This is a genomic window from Bradyrhizobium sp. Rc3b (assembly GCF_900114915.1).
In the GTDB taxonomy this organism is placed as follows: domain Bacteria; phylum Pseudomonadota; class Alphaproteobacteria; order Rhizobiales; family Xanthobacteraceae; genus Bradyrhizobium.
Genome location: NZ_FOUS01000005.1, coordinates 350,723 through 371,490, shown reverse-complemented (window position 1 = coordinate 371,490; position 20,768 = coordinate 350,723). Strand labels below are relative to the sequence as shown.

The window sequence follows — 20,768 nt, the reverse complement described above, 5'->3', positions numbered from 1 at the left end:
ATCGGATCGTCGATGTTCCTTATTTTCCTGCGCTCGCTCGTGTTCAACGTGCTGTTCTACGCCGTGCTGGTCTGCCTCGCGATCGTGGCGCTGCCGACCTTCGCATTGCCGCCGCGCGCCATGCTGACGGTCGCGCAATGGTGGGCCAAGGCGACGCTGGTCCTGATGCGCGTGGTCTGCAACATCAAGGTCGAATTCCGCGGTGTCGAGAACATCCCGCAGGGGCCGCTTGTGATCGTGGCAAAGCACCAGTCGTTCTGGGAGACCTTCGTGCTGCCCGGCTTCTTCAATCGTCCGATCTTCATCCTCAAGCGTCAGCTCATGCAGATCCCGGTGTTCGGCCAGTTCCTGGTCAAGACCGGGATGATCGCGATCGACCGCAAGGCCGGCGTGAAGGCGCTCTTGGACATGACGCGGCGGGCGCGCGAGGCGGTGCGCTCGGGCCGGCAGCTCGTCATCTTTCCGGAAGGCACGCGCCGCGCGCCGGGCGCGCCGCCCGACTACAAGACCGGCTTCGCGCAGATCTATTCGTCCTGCGGCGTGCCGTGTCTGCCGATCGCGCTCAACTCCGGCCTGTTCTGGCCCCGCCGCACCTTCATGCGCTATCCCGGCACGCTCGTGGTGGAATTCCTCGATCCGTTGCCATCGGGCCTGCCGAAGGATGAGTTTCTCTCCCGTGTGCAGACGGCGATCGAAGAGGCAACCGGCCGCCTCGTCGAGGCCGGCCGCAAGGAGCAGGAGCAACTGATTGGCGCCTCGCCGAGTTACGCCCCGTCGGAGAGCTAAAGCGCGATGAGATTAGGATGAATCGTCATCGCGCTTTAGTTTATTGTTTGAGCATTATCTTTCCGGAAAACCGCTGCGCACTTTTCCGGATCATGCTCTAGCGGCTCTCTCGATCGTCGCGAGCCGGCGGGTGCAGGGAATGCGCCTCCCCATGCAGCATGGTTGCGAGCTGATGCAATTGCGTATCGCGAAAACCTTCGGCCTCGATCGCCTTCACCGTCGCGGTGACATAGTCGCGATTGGCGCCGGACTGGCCGTGGCCCTGGACGACATGGCGGTGCTGCTCGGCGAGCGAGAGGCGGCCGGCATATTGCACATGGCCGCGGTCGACGACATAGGCGAGCGCGGAGACGCGCTGGCGCGCATCGTTCTCCAGCCACACCGAGCGCATCACCTCGCGATAGACCGAGGTGACCTGCTCGCGCGCCCGCAAATACGCGACCACGTCGGTGCGGTTCTTTTCAGCGACGCGAAAGGCGATGCCGCGGCAGGCGCCGCCGCGGTCGAGCCCGAGCACCAGGCCCGGCTTCTCCGGTGTGCCGCGATGGACGAAGGAATAGACGCAGAGCGCCCGGTGCTCGCCGACCAGCCGTGCCGGGACGCGCTCCTCGAAGTCGAAGCCCGGCCGCCACATCAGCGAGCCGTAGCCGAACACCCAGAGGTCGCCCGTGGCTGTGGTGACGGAGGGGAGGGTGATTTCGGACATTTCGGGCACGGCTACCAGAACCGCGCCCTCAAGCGAAGCGAATTCTCCGCCTTTCGTCGGGGGCGGGCCTCGCTTACATTTGCCAAAATCTGGGGCCAAAGGGTCGCCGCATGTCCAATATGACCGTTGCCGCAGGCCGCCGTTCCCGTTGGGGCCTTTTCATTGCCCCCGTCCTCGTCCTGATCCTCGCCGTCGCCTGGAGCTGCTTCTGGTTCTACGCGGCCTCGCAGGCCGAAGTGGTCGCCGACGCGTGGCGGGCGCAGGAGGCCAAGTCCGGCCGCATCTATGATTGCGCCAAGCGCTCGATCGCCGGCTTCCCGTTCCGCTTCGAGGTCCAGTGCTCCGGCGCCAGCGTCGCCCTGGTCTCGCAGAATGCCAGCAAGACGCCGTTCACGGCCAAGCTCGACAACATCCTGGTCGTTGCCCAGGTGTACGATCCCAAGCTCGTCATCGCCGAATTCTCAGCGCCCGCGACGCTGACCGACGGCGTCACGCAAAACACCTTCGTGGTGAACTGGAGCAAGGGCCGCAGCAGCGTGGTCGGCCTGCCGGCCGTGCCGGACCGCGCCTCCATCGTGTTCGACGATCCCAACATCAATCGTCTCGACGGCAGCATGCAGGTGCCGCTCGCGCGCGCCAAGCAGGTCGAGCTGCACGGACGCCTCGCGGATGGCTCGCCGGCCGATCATCCTGTGATCGAGACCGTGCTCCAAGTCGCGCAGGGCAGCATCCAGGGCGTTCATCCCCTGCTTGCCGAGCCGTTCGAGGCGGACACGCGCGCCAAGATCACGGGCCTGTCCGACCTGACGCCAAAGCCCTGGCCGCAGCGCTTCCGCGAGATCCAGGCCGCCGGCGGCCACATCGAGATCGTGCTGTCGCGGATTCAGCAGGGCGAGATGATCGCGGTTGCGGCCGGCACGCTCGCCCTCTCGGCCAATGGCCGGCTCGACGGCGAATTGCAGATGACGGTGACGGGGCTCGAGCGCGTGATCCCGGCGCTGGGCATCGAGAAGATGCTGGAGGAGGGTGTGCCGCAGGCCACGCTCGACCGCGTTGCGCCCGGGGTGAAGTCGCAGGACCTCAACAATCTGTTCGGCGCGCTCGATCGCGCCGTTCCCGGCCTCGGCAAGGTGATCAAGCAGAACGCCAATGCCGGCGTTGCCGCCGGCATCAACTCGATCGGCACCGAGAGCATGCTGGAAGGCAAGAAGGCGAGAAGCTTCCCGCTGAAATTCGTCGACGGCGCCGTGCTGCTCGGGCCGGTCAAGGTCGGCCAGATCCCGCCGCTGTATTAGGTGGCGTAGCTGCCGTAGCCCGGATGGAGCGAAGCGCAATCCGGGACGGTGCCAGCCGCGATCAAGAATCCCGGATTACGCTTGCGCTCCATCCGGGCTACGAACTCACGGCTTCTTCAGCGCCCCGTGCTGGCGGCCGAAATCCGCGGCGGCCGAATCCTGGCCGATCTCGACGATGCCGCGGCGGATGGCGCGGGTGCGGGTGAAATGGTCGAACAGCGCCTCGCCGTCGCCGCGCCGGATCGCGCGGGTGAGTTTTGCGAGATCCTCGGTGAAGGTGCCGAGCATTTCCAGCACCGCCTCCTTGTTGGCGAGGAAGACGTCGCGCCACATCGTCGGATCGGACGCCGCGATGCGGGTGAAATCGCGGAAACCGCCGGCGGAGAACTTGATCACCTCGGACTCCGTCACCTGCGCCAGCTCGTCGGCGGTGCCGACGATGGTGTAGGCGATCAGATGCGGCAGATGGCTGGTGATCGCGAGCACGAGATCGTGATGATCCGGCGTCATGACCTCGACCTTGGCGCCCATCGCCGCCCAGAAAGCGCGCAGGCGATCGGTCGCGGCCGCATCGACGCCTTCCGGCGGGGTGAGGATGCACCAGCGATTGATGAAGAGCTCGGCGAAACCCGAATCCGGCCCCGAATGCTCGGTGCCCGCGACGGGATGCGCCGGCACGAAATGAACGGTCTTCGGCAGATGCGGCGCCATGTCCCTGACGATGGCGCCCTTGACCGAGCCGACGTCAGAGATGATTGCGCCGGGCTTCAGATGCGCGGCGATCTCCCGCGCGACTTCGCCGCAGGCGCCGACGGGAATGCAGAGGATGACGAGATCGGCATCCTTCACCGCGTCCGCATTGGTCGCCACGACCTGGTCGACGATACCGAGTTCGAGCACCCGCGCGCGGGTCTTCTCCGAGCGCGCGGTGGTGACGATCTCGTCCGCCAGACCCTGGAGCTTCGCAGCACGCGCGATCGAGCCGCCGATCAGGCCGAAGCCGATCAGCGCGACGCGCTGGAAGTGCGCTTGCTCGCTCATTTGCCGGCCATGAAGTCGCGCAGGCCGTCGACGACGAGGCGGTTGGCCTCCTCGGTGCCGATGGTCATGCGCAGCGAATGCGGCAGGCCGTAATTCTTCAGTGCGCGCAGCACTAGGCCGCGCTTGGTCAGGAAGGCGTCGGCATCGTCAGCGGTCCTGCCCTTGTCGGTCGGGAAGTGGATCAGCACGAAATTGGCGACGCTCGGCGTCACCTTCAGTCCGAGCTTGCCGATCTCCTCGGTCAGCCAGTTGCGCCAGGTCTCGGTGAACTGCTTCGACATCGCCTGGTGCGCGGTGTCCTCGATCGCGGCGACCGCGGCATACATTGCCGGCGTCGACACGTTGAACGGGCCGCGGATGCGGTTGACCGCGTCGATGATGTGCTCGGGGCCGAACATCCAGCCGATGCGCAGTGCGGCGAGGCCGTGGATCTTGGAGAAGGTGTGCGTCACCACCGTATTCTCGGTGGTGGCGACCAGCTCGATCCCCATCTCGTAATCGTTGCGCGAGACGTAGTCGCAATAAGCGGCATCGAGCACCAGCAGCACGTGCGACGGCAGGCCGGCGCGCAGGCGCTTGACCTCGTCGAACGGCACATAGGTGCCGGTCGGATTGTTGGGATTGGCGAGCCAAACCAGCTTTGTCTTCGGCGTCACTGCCTTGAGGATGGCGTCGACGTCGCAGGTCAGGTTGGTCTCCTGCGCGACGACATTCTTGGCACCGACCGCCATGGTCGCGATCGGATAGACCAGAAAGCCGTGCGTGGTGGAGATCGCCTCGTCGCCGTGGCTGAGATAGGTGTGCGCCAGCAGATTGAGGATCTCGTCCGAGCCGGCGCCGCAGATGATGCGGTTGGGGGCGAGCCCGAAGGAGCGGCCGATCGCCTCGCGCAACACGCGCGAGGTTCCTTCCGGATAGTCTTCCAGGTGGTCCGCCACGTGCTTGAAGGCTTCGATTGCCTTGGGCGAGGGCCCGAACGGCGTCTCGTTGGCCGACAGCTTGAACACCTTGCGGCCCGGCTCCGCGACCGGGCTCTTGCCGGGCGTGTAGGGCGCAATATCGAGAATGCCGGGATTCGGCACTGGGCGGGACATCTTGAACTCCGAAAATGGCGGGGCGCGGCGCGTGGTTTACGATTTCGCCCCGGTCGGGGGCACCGTATAGCGCGTTGCGTGGCTGCCGACGAGGGCCGTGGAGCGCACCGAGGCCCCCGCCTCGATCAGGGCAGCCCTGATTTTGTCGATGCTGGTCGCAGTCGTGACCGAGACCAGCAGCGCTGCGCCGTCGAAGGCGGTGTCGGGTACCGCCACGATCTCGGCGAGCGGCGACAGGGCCCGCGCGACCTCGGCGTTCCAGCCGGAGACGCGGACGCTGAAGGTCTCGACCTCCGTCACCAGGGCGCTGTCGGCGACCCGCGAGATCGCGAACACCGGCAGCGCCGCCGGATGGTCGGCGCGCTCGACGAAGGGCATCCGCGCGATGATCTTCGGCGCGCCTTCCGTTTCGAGCAAGAGCCACCATGGCGTGCGGCTCGACGTCGCCGAGACCAGCGCCAGATCGCCCTTGGATTTCGCCACCGCCTCGACCGCGGCCTGTGCGCTGAAATGCGCGACGTAAGGCACCGTGAAGCCGAAATGGAAGCGCGCGGAATCGCGCATCGCCGGCTCGCTCGCCGAGATGTCGGCATGCACCGAGAACGGCGCCTGCACGTAAGTGAACGTCGAGATGATGACGCGCCAGATGCTCTCGACGGTGTCGAGCGGCAGGATGCCGCGATGGCGCTGCACGAGGTCACGCATCATGGCGGCCTCGCGCGCTGGGCGGAACGCCGAGCCGACCTCCTGGGTCTGCTTCACCTGGATCAGGCGGTCGATGATGTCGCCGCGTTGCATCAGCAGGCGATGCATGCCCTCGTCGATCGCGTCGATCTCCTTGCGCAGTTCCTGAAGCGATGGTGGCGCGGGCGGACGTTGGGACATGTCTGGCTGTCGATGGTTTCGATGGGGGATGTCCTGATTAGGCAGTCGGGACGGCGAAAGCAAAGAGAAATCACGTCCTTTTCGGACGACGCGAGAGAGACGAATTGGGCCGATCCCGGCCGCGACTTGACGAAAACCACCCAAGACGGTAGTTTTTGCCCGTTCCGTGGTCATTTGAGCCGGCCGGCTTGCAGCCACGTTAAAAAACTCGCTAAACAGGCCGGGGACGCTTCCGATCCCGGCCGAACCTATCGTTCAGGCCGGGTTTTTCATGGCCTGATGCAAGTGGCGATCACGCGTGATCGCAAACGAGGTCGATGGTCAGATGGGTGGCGTCAAGTCGATACCGAGTCCTGCGATCAGCGCCGACGAGCGGTCGCACGAGGTGGATCATCCAAGCTCGCAGATCGCGCATTTCGGCGCCGAGCAGCCGCTGCGGCTCGATTGCGGCGTCGATCTCACCCCGTTCCAGATCGCCTACCAGACCTATGGCGAGCTCAACGCCGATCGCTCCAACGCGGTGCTGATCTGCCATGCGCTGACCGGCGATCAGCATGTCGCCAATGTGCATCCCGTCACCGGTAAGCCCGGCTGGTGGGAGACGCTGGTCGGCCCCGGCCGGCCCATCGATCCCAAGCACTACTTCATCATCTGCTCCAACGTGATCGGCGGCTGCATGGGCTCGACCGGGCCGGCCTCGATCAATCCTGCCACCGGCAAGGTCTGGGGCCTGGATTTCCCGGTCATCACCATTCCCGACATGGTGCGCGCGCAGGCGATGCTGGTCGACCGGCTCGGCGTCGACACGCTGTTTGCGGTAGTCGGCGGCTCGATGGGCGGCATGCAGGTGCTGCAATGGACCGCCGCCTATCCGGGCCGCGTGTTCTCCGCGCTGGCGATTGCCTGCGCGACGCGGCACTCGGCGCAGAACATCGCCTTCCACGAGCTCGGCCGCCAGGCCGTGATGGCCGATCCCGACTGGCACGGCGGCGGCTATGCCGATCACGGCATCCATCCGCATCGCGGGCTCGCGGTGGCGCGGATGGCGGCGCACATCACCTATCTCTCGGATGCGGCGCTGCATCGAAAATTCGGCCGGCGCATGCAGGACCGCGAGCTGCCGACCTTCTCGTTCGACGCCGACTTCCAGGTCGAGAGCTATCTGCGCTACCAGGGCTCGTCCTTCGTCGAGCGCTTCGATGCCAACTCGTACCTCTATCTGACGCGCGCGATGGACTATTTCGACATCGCCGCCGACCAAGGCGGCGTGCTCGCCAAGGCGTTCGTCGACATCAAGACCCGCTTCTGCGTGGTCTCCTTCACCAGCGACTGGCTGTTTCCGACCTCGGAATCGCGCGCGCTGGTGCACGCGCTGAATGCATCGAGCGCGCGGGTGTCGTTCGCCGAGATCGAGACCGATCGCGGCCATGACGCCTTCCTGCTCGACGTTCCCGAATTCTTCGACATCTCCCGCGCCTTCCTGCAATCGGCGGGCAAGGCGCGCGGGCTCACTGGCAAGAACGACTGACAAGGACGGCTAGCGATGTCTGTACAGGAAGTGTTGCCGTTGAACGGCGTCGCGACCGGATCGTCCGGCCAGTTTCGCGCCGATCATCTGCTGGTCGCCGAGATGGTGAAGCCCGGCTCGAAGGTGCTCGACGTCGGCTGCGGCGAGGGCGATCTGCTTCAGCTGCTGGAGACCCGCGGCATCGACGGCCGCGGCATCGAGCTGTCGCGCGAGGGCGTCAATCGCTGCGTCGCCAAGGGCCTTGCGGTGGTGCAGGGCGACGCCGACACCGATCTCGTCAATTATCCGGATGACGCCTTCGACTATGTGATCCTGTCGCAGACGCTGCAGGCGACGCGGCAGCCGCGCGTGGTGCTGGAGAATCTGCTGCGCATCGGCCGCCGCGCCATCGTCTCGTTCCCGAATTTCGGTTTCTGGAAGATGCGGCTGCAGCTCCTGGTCGGCGGCCACATGCCGCGCACCGAGAATTTGCCGGCGACATGGTATGACACCGCCAACATCCATTTCTGCACCATCAAGGATTTCGTGCAGCTCTGCGACGAGATCAACGTCAAGATGGAGCGCTCGGTCGCGCTCGATCTCTACGGCCGCCCGGTGCCGCTGAATCTGCCCTGGTGGGTGTGGAACATGTTCGGCGAGCAGGCGGTGTTCTTGCTCAGTCGCGGCGGCGGGAAGTAGTTTTTCTCGCCTGCTGCGGCCTGACCCGTCATCCTGAGGCGCGAGTGGCGCGATGCGAAGCATCGCGCCGGGAGCCTCGAGGGATGAGCGGCCGAGTGTTTCGGCGTGCTCATCTCTCGCTGTGGCGAGAGCGTGGCCGTCGCCCTTCGAGGGCCGCTGAAGAGGCGGCCACCTCAGGGTGATGGAGTTGAGAGCGCGGGGCGTTTCATAGTGCAGACCTAACCGAACCCCGTAGCCCGGATGAAGCGCAGCGCAATCCGGGGCAAGTCGCGCCGCGTTGACAATCCCGGATTACGCTTTCGCTCCATCCGGGCTACGCGACGGAGTATTTGCTGCGCCTGTGCCTAATGCGCCAGCGACCGCGGGTCGCGCACCGGCCATCTTCCCGCCTCCACCAGCGTCACGAACCGCGCCACCGTCTCGTTGAACAGCGCGGGCTCTTCGAGATTGAGCACGTGCCCCGACTTCGGAAACATCGCCAGCCCCGCCGCAGGCAGATGCTTCTTCAGGAACAGGCTCGGTCCGACGCATAGATCGTCCTCGTCGCCGCAGATGATCAGCGCCGGCGTCGATGCGCGCTTGATCGCATCCGTCATCGTGTAAATCGAGGGGCGGCGGCCCTGGAAGCCGCGCATCGTGCGTGCCGAACCCTTGGCGTCGTGGCGCGCCAGCGCGGCGTAGAAATCGGCGTGGCCGCGGGGATCCTTCACCAGGAAGGGAATCCGGCTCGGCGCCTCGCGCGTGACTTTCGCGACCTCGGCGGAGCCCAGCGTCTCGAACTGCTCGGCATTGGCGCGGCACTGCTTGCGCCAGGCCTCCAGGTTCTCGATCTCCGAGCCGGAGCCGACGCCGGCCAGCGTCATCGACAACGCGCGCTGCGGCGCGTTGAGCCCGATCTGGAGCGAGGAGTAGGCGCCCATCGACAGGCCGACCAGATGCGCGCGCTCAATCTTGAGATGATCAAGCACCGCGAGCGCATCGCTATAGAAATGCGTGTAGCTGTAAACCTCGCCCTCCGGCACGTCCGACGGCGTGTAGCCGCGCGCCGAATAGGTGATGCAGCGGTGGCCGCGCGAGAAGTAACGCATCTGCGGCTCCCAATTGGTGTAGTCGGCCGCGAACTCGTGCAGAAAAATGATCGGCGTTCCCTGACCCGCTTCCTCAAAATAGATGCGGACGTCGTCCCTGGTCGTGGCGTGGGGCATTAACCGTTTCCCTCTCTTCAAGCCGCCTTTGCAGGATTGCAGTTAATGCTGTTGTCCGCAATGCGGCGGCCTCGATCAGTGTCGGCGCAAAATCATCACAGCTATTCGCAGGCAGCCCGCGTCTTTTTCTCGCCACATCGGACGGCTTAACGGCCAGACCGATATCGGCCGTTGCACGGGCCGATCGGGAAGTGGGGTGTCAACGAAGGATGAAGAATGTTTGAGTTGTTTGCGTCTCGCCTGTCGCGTTGTGTTGTCGCGCTGGCGATCTTCTTCGCGGCGGTTGCCGCGTTCGTTTCTCCGGCCTCAGCGCGGCCGCATCATCGTCATAGCGCAGAGCGGCACGCACACGTGCACCACGCCAGACATCATCATTACCGCTACCATGCACGCAGCTCGCGCTTCGAGCGCAGCGCGGCGCAGTTGCGGGCGAGTGGATTCGCCGACACCCAGGCGAGCTATGATCCGAACGCCAACAGCGGCGGCATGGTCAACAACACCATGGCTGCAAGCGGCGGCTTCGGCGGCGGATCGAGCCTGGTGTCCGAGGCGCGCCGCTATGTCGGCGGCAATCCGACCGGGCGCGGCAGCCTGTGGTGCGCGCGCTTCATGAACATGGTGCTGGAGCATACCGGCCATAAGGGCTCAGGCTCCGACATGGCGAGCTCGTTCGCCCGCTACGGCACCCGCGTCTCCGGTCCGCAGGTCGGCGCCATCGCAGTGATGTCGCGCGGTCGCCGCGGCGGTCATGTCGGCATCATCACCGGCATCGATGCACAGGGCAATCCGATCATGATCTCCGGCAACAACGGCAACCGCGTCCGCGAGGCGCCGGTCTCGCGCGGCCGGATCTACGCATATGTGATGCCGAACTAACGACGGAGCCGTAGAGTGGGCAAAGGCGCACTTGCGCCGTGCCCACCATCTCTCTCCGTCGCAGAAATTGCGTGGGCACGCTTCTACCGTCGCTCTTCGAGCTATGGCGGACAAGTCGCTTTGCCCACCCTACGGTACCGGTGCCGGCTCAAACCAGCTTCGGCTCTTCCACCGCGACCGCATCGCCGACGCCGATCTCGCCACCTTCGATCACCTCGGCATAGATGCCGCAGTCCATGTGGCCGAGATTGCGCGAGAGCGTCGGCGGTATCTCGAGATCGCGCTTGGCCGTCACCGGGTCGACATTGGTGGCCGGGCAGCGGACGATGCGCTTGACCACTTTCAGGCGCGCCGCGCCGATCGCCAGCGTCTGGCCGACGAGATCGAGCTCCGACCAGGCCGGCCAGCCCTTCACGTAGAGATTGGCGCGGAAGCGCAGCGGATGCACGGCGGTCCCGCCCAGCATGGTCTCGATGGCGCGGACGCTGCCGAGATTGATGATGGAGACCACCTTCCGGGCGACGTCGGAGAAGCTGTGATCGCGGCCGGACAGCAGCTTCGGCGGGCCCTTCAGCTCCGGCTGGAAATTTTCCGCGAAGTAGCGCTCGATGGCGGCGCGCCCGACCGCGGTTTCCAGATCGCCGCTGGCGACGGTCTGGCCGTCCTTGCGGATGGTCAGGACATTGGTGGCGTCGTCGAACCGGCTATCGAGCTCGGCAAGCCGCTCATTTCGTGCGAGCATCAGAAACTGGATTTTCAGCTTCCACTGGGGCGCCTCGGGATCGAAGCCGCTCGGGCCATTCTCGATGGCGTAGCGGCGGTCGGCGGGCAGGGTCTGGCCGGTCCGCAAGGGGACGCGGCGCAGGGCCTCCGGCGTCAGGCCCTTGATCGGATAGCGGTAGAGGCCGGTGATTTCGGCAGTCTGGCTAGCTGTCATGCCGCTACTTAAGGGATTCGCCCCGGGCCCGCCAAGCCGGCGGATCAGCGCACGAAATTGTGAACTGGCCTCTTTCGCATCTGCAACCTGCTTCCCACATCTGGCTCAGGCCGGCGGCAACGTCGGCAAAACACGACCGTTACCGGTTGAGAAACGTCAATGCGGTAATCGGAAACCCAATGAAGATGCCGTTTGGGGTGCCTTAGAGGGCCCTGAGGGCAGGCCGAGGGACAGAAAAGATGAATATCGACAAATACACCGAACGCTCCAGGGGCTTCGTCCAGTCCGCGCAGTCGCTCGCGATGCGCGAGGGGCACCAGCAGTTCTCCACCCTGCACGTGCTGAAGGTCCTGCTGGACGACAATGAGGGGCTGGCTTCCGGTCTGATCGACCGCGCCGGCGGCAATTCCCGTGCAATTCTGAAGGCGACCGAGGATGCCCTCAGCAAGGTGCCGAAGGTCAGCGGTGGCGGTGCCGGGCAGATCTATCTGGCGCCCGAGCTCGCCCGCACCTTCGACGCGGCTGAGAAGGCCGGTGAGAAGGCCGGCGACAGCTTCGTCACCGTCGAGCGGCTGCTGCTCGGGCTCACGCTGGAAAAGACCAGCGAGGCCGGCACCATCCTCGCCAAGGGCGGCGTCACCCCGCAAAACCTCAATGCGGCGATCGAGGCGCTGCGCAAGGGCCGCACGGCCGACAGCGCGACCGCCGAGAACGCCTATGACGCGCTGAAGAAATATGCCCGCGACCTGACGCAGGCGGCGCGCGACGGCAAGCTCGACCCGGTGATCGGCCGCGACGAGGAAATCCGCCGTACGATCCAGGTGCTGTCGCGCCGGACCAAGAACAATCCCGTCCTGATCGGCGAGCCCGGCGTCGGCAAGACCGCCATCGCCGAAGGTCTCGCGCTGCGCATCGTCAATGGTGACGTGCCCGAGAGCCTGAAGGACAAGAAGCTGCTGTCGCTCGACCTCGGCGCGCTGATTGCGGGCGCGAAGTACCGCGGCGAGTTCGAGGAACGGCTGAAGGCCGTGCTCCAGGAGGTGACTGGCAGCGAGGGCACCTTCATCCTGTTCATCGACGAGATGCACACGCTGATCGGCGCCGGCAAAGGCGACGGCGCGATGGACGCCTCCAACCTGCTCAAGCCGGCGCTCGCCCGCGGCGAGCTGCACTGCATCGGCGCGACCACGCTCGACGAGTATCAGAAGCACGTCGAGAAGGACGCCGCGCTGGCGCGGCGCTTCCAGCCGATCTTCGTCAGCGAGCCTTCGGTCGAGGACACAATCTCGATCCTGCGCGGCCTCAAGGACAAGTACGAGCAGCATCATGGCGTGCGGATCACGGATTCCGCGCTTGTTGCCGCGACGACGCTATCCAACCGCTACATCACCGATCGCTTCCTGCCCGACAAGGCGATCGACCTGATGGACGAGGCGGCTGCGCGGTTGAAGATGCAGGTCGATTCCAAGCCGGAAGAGCTGGATTCGCTCGACCGCGAGATCATCCGGCTCAAGATCGAGCAGGAAGCTCTCAAGAAGGAAAGCGATCCCGGCTCCAAGTCCCGTCTCGAGGCGCTCCAGAAAGAGCTCGCCGAGCTCGAGGAGAAGTCCGCGGCGCTGACGGCACGCTGGAGCGCGGAGAAGAACAAGCTCTCCAACGCCCAGAAGCTGAAGTCGGAGCTTGACGCGCTGCGCGTCGATCTCGCCGACGCCCAGCGTCGCGGCGAATTCCAGAAGGCCGGCGAGCTCGCCTATGGCCGGATCCCGCAGCTCGAGAAGCAGCTTGCGGATATCGAGGCGCGTGAAGGCTCCGGCGAGATGATGGAGGAGGCGGTCACCGCCAATCACATCGCGCAGGTGGTCTCGCGCTGGACCGGCGTGCCCGTCGACAAGATGCTGGAGGGCGAGAAGGAAAAGCTCCTGAAGATGGAGGAGCAGCTCGGCACCCGCGTCGTCGGCCAGGCCGAGGCCGTGCGCGCGGTCGCAACCGCCGTGCGTCGCTCGCGCGCGGGCTTGCAGGACCCGAACCGCCCCACGGGCTCGTTCATGTTCTTAGGGCCCACCGGCGTCGGCAAGACGGAGCTGACCAAGGCGCTCGCGGAGTATCTGTTCAACGACGAGACCGCGATGGTCCGCCTCGACATGTCCGAATACATGGAGAAGCACTCGGTCTCGCGGCTGATCGGTGCGCCTCCGGGCTATGTCGGTTATGACGAAGGCGGCGCGCTCACCGAGGCAGTGCGGCGCCGGCCCTACCAGGTGGTGCTGTTCGACGAGATCGAGAAGGCGCATCCTGACGTCTTCAACGTCCTGTTGCAGGTGCTCGACGACGGCCGCCTGACCGACGGTCAGGGCCGCACCGTCGATTTCCGCAACACGCTGATCATCATGACCTCGAACCTCGGTTCGGAATTCCTGGTGAACCAGCCGGAGGGCGAGGACACTTCGGCCGTGCGCGAGCAGGTGATGGCAATGGTGCGCGGGCATTTCCGCCCCGAATTCCTCAACCGCGTCGACGAGATCATCCTGTTCCACCGCTTGCAGCGGAGCGAGATGGGCCGGATCGTCGAGATCCAGTTCGCGCGGCTGCAGAGGCTGCTGACCGATCGCAAGATCGTGCTGACGCTCGATTCTGCCGGACGCGACTGGCTCGCCGCCAAGGGCTGGGATCCCGCCTACGGCGCAAGGCCGCTGAAGCGCGTGATCCAGCGTCACGTCCAGGACCCGCTCGCCGAGATGATCCTCGCCGGCGACGTCAGGGACGGCGATACTGTCGCGATCTCGTCCGAAGGCAACGTCCTGACCTTCAACGGCAAGGCGCCGCAGACCGCCGAGATCACCCAGTTCGAGGCGCCGGTGGCGAAGCGCAAGCTGAACTGAAACGCGGGCGTTCGCCGTTAAACATTATCGCCCCGGAGAGGTCATCCTCTCCGGGGCGAATTGTTCTTGCCCGGCTTGCCCGCCGGCCGATCGCTATTTCTTCGAGACCTTGTAGATCGCGTTCTCGATGTCGGACGAGAAGTAGATCACCCCCGTCGCCCCGACCGCCACGCCCGTCGGAATGTTGGTCGGCAGGCCGCCGGGTGCGCCCGCGAGGCCGATCGGGAGATTGGCCGCGATCTCGGTGATCTTGCCGCTGTCCGGCGCGATCTCGATCAGCCGCTTGGCACCGACTTCCGCCACGATCAGCTGGCCGTCGCTGCCGCGCGCAATGCCCTCCGGCATCTTCAGCTCCTTGGCGACCACAGTCTTTTCACCGTTGCTGTCGATCTTCGAGACAGTGCCCGCAAAGGCGTCGGTGACGTAGACCTCGTCGGTCTTGCCACGAACGAGCCCGACCGGGCCCTCGAGGTCGCCGATCAGCGTGGTGCGATCCTTGCCGTGCTCACCGCTCACCTTGACCAGCGACTTGGTGCCGAGCTCGGCGACCAAAATGCTGCCGTCGGCGAGCACGATCGCGTCATGCGGCGCCTTGAAGCCATGCAGCATGTCGCGCGTGGCGCCGGTCTTGGCGTCGATCACCTGCACCGTGCCGGTGAACCAGCTCGACAGCACCACGTCGTTGCCCCGCGCCGTCGCGCTCATGGGATATTCGAGCGTGGTGTCGGCGGCGTGCATGCGCGCCTTCTCGGTGACCTCGCCGGTCGCCCCATCCACCGTGCGATAGGCGAACACGTCGGCGAGGTGGATCGTATCCTTGCCGTTCTCCGAGGTGACGCCGATACCGCCGGGCAAAGCGAGCTTGCCGATGATGATCTGCCTGGCCTGGCCGGTCGCGGGGTCGACCTCCTGGATGCCGTTGTCGGCCATGTTGGAGACGTAGATGCGGTCCTTCTCGTCGATGGCGAGATTGTCCAGCGACGGCTTCAATTGTGCGACCATGGTCTTGGCGCCCGATTTGGGATCGACCCGGACGAGCTGGCCGAGCGCGGTGTCGACTACGAAGAGATTGCCCTTGGAATCGAAGTTCACCGCGGCCGGGATCTTGAAGCCGTCGGCCACGACGGTCAGCTCGGCCTTGTCGACGTCGACTTTTGCGACCTGGCCCTTGAACCAGAGCGGACCGTAGAGCTTGTCGTCGGGACCGAACTCGAAGCCGTTGAGGCCGCCCATCTTCTCCATGATCTGGCGCGGCGGCTTCACGCCCTCGACGTCGATCTCATAGAGCGTGTCGCCGAGGAAAACGGTGGTGGCGTAGAGCCTGCCGTCCTTGCGAAAGGCGAGCGAGTTGATGCCGGGAAGGCCGCTGGCGAGCTTCTTGATCGGGCCGTCGCCCTTGCGCGCATAGAGATCGCCGGTGAGGAAACCGGTCCAGGCCATGGTGCCGTCGGGCGCGAAGGCGATGTCGTCGGCCATTCCGATCGGCGAGGGGATTGCAACCTTGGCGGTACCGCCTGATACATCCACCTCGTAGAGAGCGGCGCCGGCGACGCTGCCGGCGAACAGATGGCCGGCCTTGTCGATGCCGAGCCCATGCACGCCATGGAACGCCGAGCCCTGGACCAGCTTGGTGACCTCCCAAGTCTCGGCCGATACGCTCGTGGTAGCGAAAAGGGCAGCGACGAATGCTGCGCAGGCGAGCCTGTTCTTCATGGCGAGACCTCCCGTTTTTTGGAAAGTATTCGCCCCTGGTGCCGCTTTGGCAAACAAAACTTGACGTTGAGCCGCCGCCAAGCGCGCCTCGCGCGAGAACGTCGAATTCGGATCGGATCTTGAGATGTCCGGCCGATGCCGGCCGGTTGCAATTAGCGGTTGCTGACCTGCAACGGGCCGCCGGTCGCGTCAGACATGCGGGCGATGGCGCCGCCGCGGCCGCTCATCATGCCGTCGAGCCGGTCGCGCTCCTTCTCGAAGCCTGCGAGCATCGGGCCCTCGAGCGAACGGCCGCGCGGCAGCTTCACGCGCATCGGGTCGACGAAGCGGCCGTTGACCAGGATCTCGTAGTGGACGTGCGGGCCGGTCGAGAGGCCGGATGAGCCGACGAAGCCGATCACCTGGCCCTGCCGCACCTTCTTGCCGATCTCCATGCCCTTGGCGAAAGCGGACATGTGGCCGTAGGCCGTCTCATAGCCGTTGTTGTGCTTGATGCGGATATACTTGCCGTAGCCGCCTTCGGGGCCGGCCTTCTCGATCACGCCGTTGCCGGAAGCGAAAATCGGCGTGCCGTAGGCGGTGGCCCAGTCGACGCCGGTGTGCATCTTCACATAGCCCAGGATCGGGTGGCGGCGGCCGCCGAAGCCGGAGCGCATGATAGCGTTGTTGACGGGCTTTCTGACCAGGAATTTCTTCGCGCTCTTGCCGGTCTCGTCATAGTAATCGACGACGCCGTCGTCGGGGCTCTGGTAGCGGTAGTATTTCTTGGTCTCGCCGCCGACCGTGAGAGAGGCGAACAGCACGTCGTTCTTCTCCGTCGACGTCACGCCCTCGTCCTCGCCGGCGTAGAACACGTCGAAGGAATCGCCCGGCTGCACCTTGCGCTGGAAATCGACGTCGTAGGAGTAGATCTTGATCATGTCGTCGATGACCGGCATCGGCACTTTGTTGCGCATCGCGGTCTCGTAGATGCTCTGGTAGAGCCGCACGCCGGAGCCGTCGTCATCATCGTCGTCATCGCTGCTGGCGCTGGCCGCGGCATCGGCGACGGTGTTCATGCTGGAGACGTCGACCGCGACGTATTTGCCGAGATCGGACAGCGCCGCGATCGCCTCGACCATGGACTCGTTGGCGACGACGACGCGATAGGGCTGGAGGCGGGCGCCAGGACTTGCCGGCGCCATCAGGATGCGGAGCTTCTCGCCGTCCTTGAGGCCGCCGTCGCGGCCGCGGGGGCCGAGCGTCGCGGTGATCGCCTTGATCTCGTCGGCGTTCGCGCCGAGATCGCGCAGCACCGAGGCGACGCTGTCGCCCTTCTTGACCAGATGGACGCGTTCGCCGTTGGGATTGCCGCCGGTGATCTGCTCCTTGGTCTTGGGCAGCAGCGTGACGTTTTCCGGCACCACGCGCGTCTCGAAACCGGCATAGGGATCGGACGGCGAGGCCTCGGCGGCGTAGGCGGTTCTGATGTCGGACGGGCCGGTCGCGCCGGAGACATCGGCTGCGGCATTGGCGAGCGAGGCGTAGCGCACTCCGCCATTGCCGCGCCAGTTGGCGGCATCGCGCACCCGCATCAGGATGTCGTCGAGCGCCACCACCGCGGAAATCTTGGCTTTCGGCAGCACCGGCGACAGGTCCTTGGTGACAAAGGACACTTCGGCGTCGGGCTCGACCGCTTCGGGATTGTTGGGATCGTCGGATGCGGTCTTCGGATCGGAGCCGACATCGGTGAGCAGGCGCTGGGCGTTGAACGGTGGGATCTTCGCCGACAGGTCGCTCGTCGTCATCGACAGATTGCCGGCGATCCGGACGAAGGGGCGCACCCGCATCACGTCGCGGTTGCCGACGCGGGCCACGGTGGAGACGCGCATGATGTTGCGGGACGCGGTGGATTCGCTCGGTGGCGGCAGGCGGTCGCTCTTGTGCAGTGTGGCGGCGCGATCGGCGCCGCCGAATGCACCGCGCAGCGCGCCCTCGACCCGCTCCGGCACCTTGGCGAAGGTCATCTCGCCGTCGAGCGATGCGAAAACGGCGCCGCCGATCAGGGCTGCGCCGCAGAGTCCGGTCAAAATTGTCCCGCTGAACCATTGCACCGAGACGCGACGGCGGTCGATTACGGCGGCTTCAGAACCATCGACGGACAGCGGCGGCTCGTGGCCGAGATCGATGATCCCGGTCTCACGCCCGTAAGCGCCGCGTGATGTCCTGTGGTTCAACGCAAGTCCCCCAATCAACGACCCAAGATGCCCGCTTTCGAACCTCGTCCTGGTCGCCCTCTTGAAGGGGGATCGCCGGAAAAGGCAAGCCGCGCAGGCGTCCGTGCTCAGAAGGCCCCTCGGGTGGGGCCGGCCGAAATTACGAACAGCTGGACGGGTGAAGCTCTCTCGATGTCTCTCGAATGTCGGAGGAAGGCCGCGTCATCTGCAAGATCGCCTTCCTCTGACCCCATGAAAACCGCCGGCAGCCCCCACTGGCATCCGTGCGATTCAAGCTTGTCTCTTATCAGAACGCCGCGGGATTGTGGCTCAAGTACGGCGCCTGTCATCGAAAAAGTTTCCTGAACGGCCGGAGGGCGGGGGCCTCCCGAGAGGGTGCTGCAAGCTGCTTCCCACCGCGAAGGTACGGTAAGCCGCCCCTCAATCCCTCCCCAAGTACCCTGTGTCGATCCCGACCCGCGCGCCAATCCACTCGCCAAGCCGTTCCCCATGTGGCTTCCCAGGTGGCTCGCCAAGTCGCTTCCCAGTCCCCACCCACAACCCCTCCCAGGTCGGCTCCGGAGCCCCCTGGGGCCCAAACTTTTTTCAAGTTTTTTCACCGTCCCGACCGGATCGGCGCATCTACGGTCCTCCTAACCGCCTGGAAACACGTCCTTTTTCGCGACAATCCACCGTGCGACGATTTGTTGACAATGGGCGTTGACAATCCCGAGTGCGGGGGCCTATAACCCGACCACTGAGCGCGGCGCCGCCGGGTCACTGACCAAGGCGAGCGAACGCGCCACTGATGCTCCTCACCTTGTTGAGTGACACAACAGTCGACGTAAGTCGATTGGAGTTCATCCATCGTCGGTAAGGGTGTCGGAACCCTTCCTCTCAGGAAGGTTGGGGCCTCCACGGTCCCGGGCTGTTTGACAAGTGAAGATGAAGAAAGAGAAACGTGGACGGCGGAGTCCTTGCGGGTCTCGCTCCTGAAAAGCTTCGGCTTTTCTGGTCGGGACCGGACGAAAGACTTCGGCGGTACACGTTTCAAAGGAAACACCATCGTTGCCAGCGATGTGAATCGCAGGCAGCACATCGACTTCGGTCGATAATGGTGGGACCTCGTCAAACGTTGTGATCAGCCGGTTCAAAGTTCAAGTCCAACTTGAGAGTTTGATCCTGGCTCAGAGCGAACGCTGGCGGCAGGCTTAACACATGCAAGTCGAGCGGGCGTAGCAATACGTCAGCGGCAGACGGGTGAGTAACGCGTGGGAACGTACCTTTTGGTTCGGAACAACACAGGGAAACTTGTGCTAATACCGGATAAGCCCTTACGGGGAAAGATTTATCGCCGAAAGATCGGCCCGCGTCTGATTAGCTAGTTGGTGAGGTAATGGCTCACCAAGGCGACGATCAGTAGCTGGTCTGAGAGGATGATCAGCCACATTGGGACTGAGACACGGCCCAAACTCCTACGGGAGGCAGCAGTGGGGAATATTGGACAATGGGGGCAACCCTGATCCAGCCATGCCGCGTGAGTGATGAAGGCCCTAGGGTTGTAAAGCTCTTTTGTGCGGGAAGATAATGACGGTACCGCAAGAATAAGCCCCGGCTAACTTCGTGCCAGCAGCCGCGGTAATACGAAGGGGGCTAGCGTTGCTCGGAATCACTGGGCGTAAAGGGTGCGTAGGCGGGTCTTTAAGTCAGGGGTGAAATCCTGGAGCTCAACTCCAGAACTGCCTTTGATACTGAAGATCTTGAGTTCGGGAGAGGTGAGTGGAACTGCGAGTGTAGAGGTGAAATTCGTAGATATTCGCAAGAACACCAGTGGCGAAGGCGGCTCACTGGCCCGATACTGACGCTGAGGCACGAAAGCGTGGGGAGCAAACAGGATTAGATACCCTGGTAGTCCACGCCGTAAACGATGAATGCCAGCCGTTAGTGGGTTTACTCACTAGTGGCGCAGCTAACGCTTTAAGCATTCCGCCTGGGGAGTACGGTCGCAAGATTAAAACTCAAAGGAATTGACGGGGGCCCGCACAAGCGGTGGAGCATGTGGTTTAATTCGACGCAACGCGCAGAACCTTACCAGCCCTTGACATGTCCAGGACCGGTCGCAGAGATGTGACCTTCTCTTCGGAGCCTGGAACACAGGTGCTGCATGGCTGTCGTCAGCTCGTGTCGTGAGATGTTGGGTTAAGTCCCGCAACGAGCGCAACCCCCGTCCTTAGTTGCTACCATTTAGTTGAGCACTCTAAGGAGACTGCCGGTGATAAGCCGCGAGGAAGGTGGGGATGACGTCAAGTCCTCATGGCCCTTACGGGCTGGGCTACACACGTGCTACAATGGCGGTGACAATGGGATGCTAAGGGGCGACCCTTCGCAAATCTCAAAAAGCCGTCTCAGTTCGGATTGGGCTCTGCAACTCGAGCCCATGAAGTTGGAATCGCTAGTAATCGTGGATCAGCACGCCACGGTGAATACGTTCCCGGGCCTTGTACACACCGCCCGTCACACCATGGGAGTTGGTTTTACCTGAAGACGGTGCGCTAACCCGCAAGGGAGGCAGCCGGCCACGGTAGGGTCAGCGACTGGGGTGAAGTCGTAACAAGGTAGCCGTAGGGGAACCTGCGGCTGGATCACCTCCTTTCTAAGGATGATCCTTCAGCGAGCTTCGGCTCACTATCGGATCGTTTTAGAAACATCAGTGGCCAACAATCGTCAGGATTGTTGAGCTGCATTGGCGGGATTTCGCCGTCTTCGTTTCTCTTTCTTCGCGGACGAACACGCGCTGGGGCTGCAAGCTTGCAGAATCCCTGGTCCTTGACTGGATATGCGTTAGGGGCTTGTAGCTCAGTTGGTTAGAGCGCGCGCTTGATAAGCGTGAGGTCGGAAGTTCAAGTCTTCCCAGGCCCACCAGCCTTCGCGCTTCGCTGCTTCGGCTAGG

14 protein-coding genes, 1 tRNA gene, 1 rRNA gene and 1 riboswitch are annotated in these 20,768 nt (G+C 64.3%); of the genes, 8 read left to right on the top strand and 8 right to left on the bottom strand.

Translation table 11 applies throughout. The features are described from left to right. Positions 1–12 precede the first annotated feature (12 nt). A complete protein-coding gene (locus tag BM190_RS14400; RefSeq protein WP_018316250.1) occupies positions 13–786 on the top strand; it encodes a lysophospholipid acyltransferase family protein in 774 nt (257 codons plus the stop codon). 97 nt (positions 787–883) lie between these two features. Here the strand turns inward: BM190_RS14400 and BM190_RS14395 are convergent, their stop codons facing one another. After that, positions 884–1,492 carry a gamma-glutamylcyclotransferase gene (locus BM190_RS14395; protein ID WP_026201635.1) on the bottom strand — a complete coding sequence of 203 codons (609 nt, stop codon included), beginning with the start codon at positions 1,490–1,492 and terminating at the stop codon, positions 884–886. A gap of 110 nt (positions 1,493–1,602) precedes the next feature. On the opposite strand from BM190_RS14395, the gene BM190_RS14390 reads away from it, so the two are divergent. Continuing rightward, positions 1,603–2,787 carry a DUF2125 domain-containing protein gene (locus tag BM190_RS14390; RefSeq protein ID WP_092255669.1) on the top strand — a complete coding sequence of 395 codons (1,185 nt, stop codon included), beginning with the start codon at positions 1,603–1,605 and terminating at the stop codon, positions 2,785–2,787. A 105-nt stretch (positions 2,788–2,892) separates the two neighbouring features. Here BM190_RS14390 and BM190_RS14385 read toward each other — a convergent pair whose 3' ends face one another. Genes BM190_RS14385 through BM190_RS14375 form a run of 3 tightly spaced genes read right to left on the bottom strand, consistent with a single transcriptional unit; the run spans position 2,893 to position 5,807 of the window. Next, positions 2,893–3,828 (bottom strand): prephenate/arogenate dehydrogenase family protein, encoded by a 936-nt coding sequence (locus BM190_RS14385; RefSeq protein ID WP_018316246.1) that lies wholly within the window; start codon positions 3,826–3,828, stop codon positions 2,893–2,895. Then, the gene (gene hisC / locus BM190_RS14380) at positions 3,825–4,922 is read right to left on the bottom strand and encodes a histidinol-phosphate transaminase (RefSeq protein WP_092255666.1); all 1,098 of its coding nucleotides are present in this window, start codon (positions 4,920–4,922) and stop codon (positions 3,825–3,827) included. The genes BM190_RS14385 and hisC overlap by 4 nt, the downstream gene beginning before the upstream one ends. A 36-nt stretch (positions 4,923–4,958) precedes the next feature. Further along, positions 4,959–5,807 (bottom strand): chorismate mutase, encoded by an 849-nt coding sequence (locus BM190_RS14375; protein WP_092255663.1) that lies wholly within the window; start codon positions 5,805–5,807, stop codon positions 4,959–4,961. A 156-nt stretch (positions 5,808–5,963) separates the two neighbouring features. After that, positions 5,964–6,043, top strand: a riboswitch (SAM riboswitch). A gap of 89 nt (positions 6,044–6,132) precedes the next feature. On the opposite strand from BM190_RS14375, the gene metX reads away from it, so the two are divergent. Both metX and metW read left to right on the top strand, forming a co-directional pair. Beyond that, positions 6,133–7,335 carry a homoserine O-acetyltransferase MetX gene (gene metX, locus BM190_RS14370; RefSeq protein WP_092255960.1) on the top strand — a complete coding sequence of 401 codons (1,203 nt, stop codon included), beginning with the start codon at positions 6,133–6,135 and terminating at the stop codon, positions 7,333–7,335. Positions 7,336–7,350: 15 nt separating this feature from the next. Next, on the top strand, positions 7,351–8,013 hold the full coding sequence (gene metW / locus BM190_RS14365) for a methionine biosynthesis protein MetW (protein ID WP_091960292.1): 663 nt from the start codon (positions 7,351–7,353) through the stop codon (positions 8,011–8,013). A gap of 344 nt (positions 8,014–8,357) precedes the next feature. Here the strand turns inward: metW and BM190_RS14360 are convergent, their stop codons facing one another. Beyond that, positions 8,358–9,218: an alpha/beta fold hydrolase gene (locus tag BM190_RS14360; protein ID WP_092255660.1), complete on the bottom strand. Its 861-nt coding sequence runs from the start codon at positions 9,216–9,218 to the stop codon at positions 8,358–8,360. A gap of 216 nt (positions 9,219–9,434) precedes the next feature. On the opposite strand from BM190_RS14360, the gene BM190_RS14355 reads away from it, so the two are divergent. Beyond that, the gene (locus BM190_RS14355; RefSeq protein WP_092255656.1) at positions 9,435–10,094 is read left to right on the top strand and encodes a TIGR02594 family protein; all 660 of its coding nucleotides are present in this window, start codon (positions 9,435–9,437) and stop codon (positions 10,092–10,094) included. Between the two features lie 148 nt (positions 10,095–10,242). Here BM190_RS14355 and BM190_RS14350 read toward each other — a convergent pair whose 3' ends face one another. Beyond that, positions 10,243–11,031 (bottom strand): MOSC domain-containing protein, encoded by a 789-nt coding sequence (locus BM190_RS14350; protein ID WP_092255653.1) that lies wholly within the window; start codon positions 11,029–11,031, stop codon positions 10,243–10,245. Between the two features lie 239 nt (positions 11,032–11,270). Here BM190_RS14350 and clpB point away from each other — a divergent pair, with 239 nt between their 5' ends. Further along, a complete protein-coding gene (gene clpB, locus BM190_RS14345) occupies positions 11,271–13,910 on the top strand; it encodes an ATP-dependent chaperone ClpB (protein WP_092255650.1) in 2,640 nt (879 codons plus the stop codon). 93 nt (positions 13,911–14,003) lie between these two features. Here clpB and BM190_RS14340 read toward each other — a convergent pair whose 3' ends face one another. Together BM190_RS14340 and BM190_RS14335 are read right to left on the bottom strand one after the other, a co-directional pair. Beyond that, positions 14,004–15,623, bottom strand: a complete 1,620-nt coding sequence (locus BM190_RS14340) for an NHL repeat-containing protein (protein ID WP_092255647.1) — start codon at positions 15,621–15,623, stop codon at positions 14,004–14,006. A gap of 152 nt (positions 15,624–15,775) precedes the next feature. Beyond that, positions 15,776–17,839: a M23 family metallopeptidase gene (locus tag BM190_RS14335; protein WP_092255644.1), complete on the bottom strand. Its 2,064-nt coding sequence runs from the start codon at positions 17,837–17,839 to the stop codon at positions 15,776–15,778. A gap of 1,143 nt (positions 17,840–18,982) precedes the next feature. On the opposite strand from BM190_RS14335, the gene BM190_RS14330 reads away from it, so the two are divergent. Next, positions 18,983–20,471, top strand: a 16S ribosomal RNA gene (locus BM190_RS14330). Between the two features lie 192 nt (positions 20,472–20,663). Beyond that, positions 20,664–20,740, top strand: a tRNA-Ile gene (locus tag BM190_RS14325). Positions 20,741–20,768: the final 28 nt, after the last annotated feature.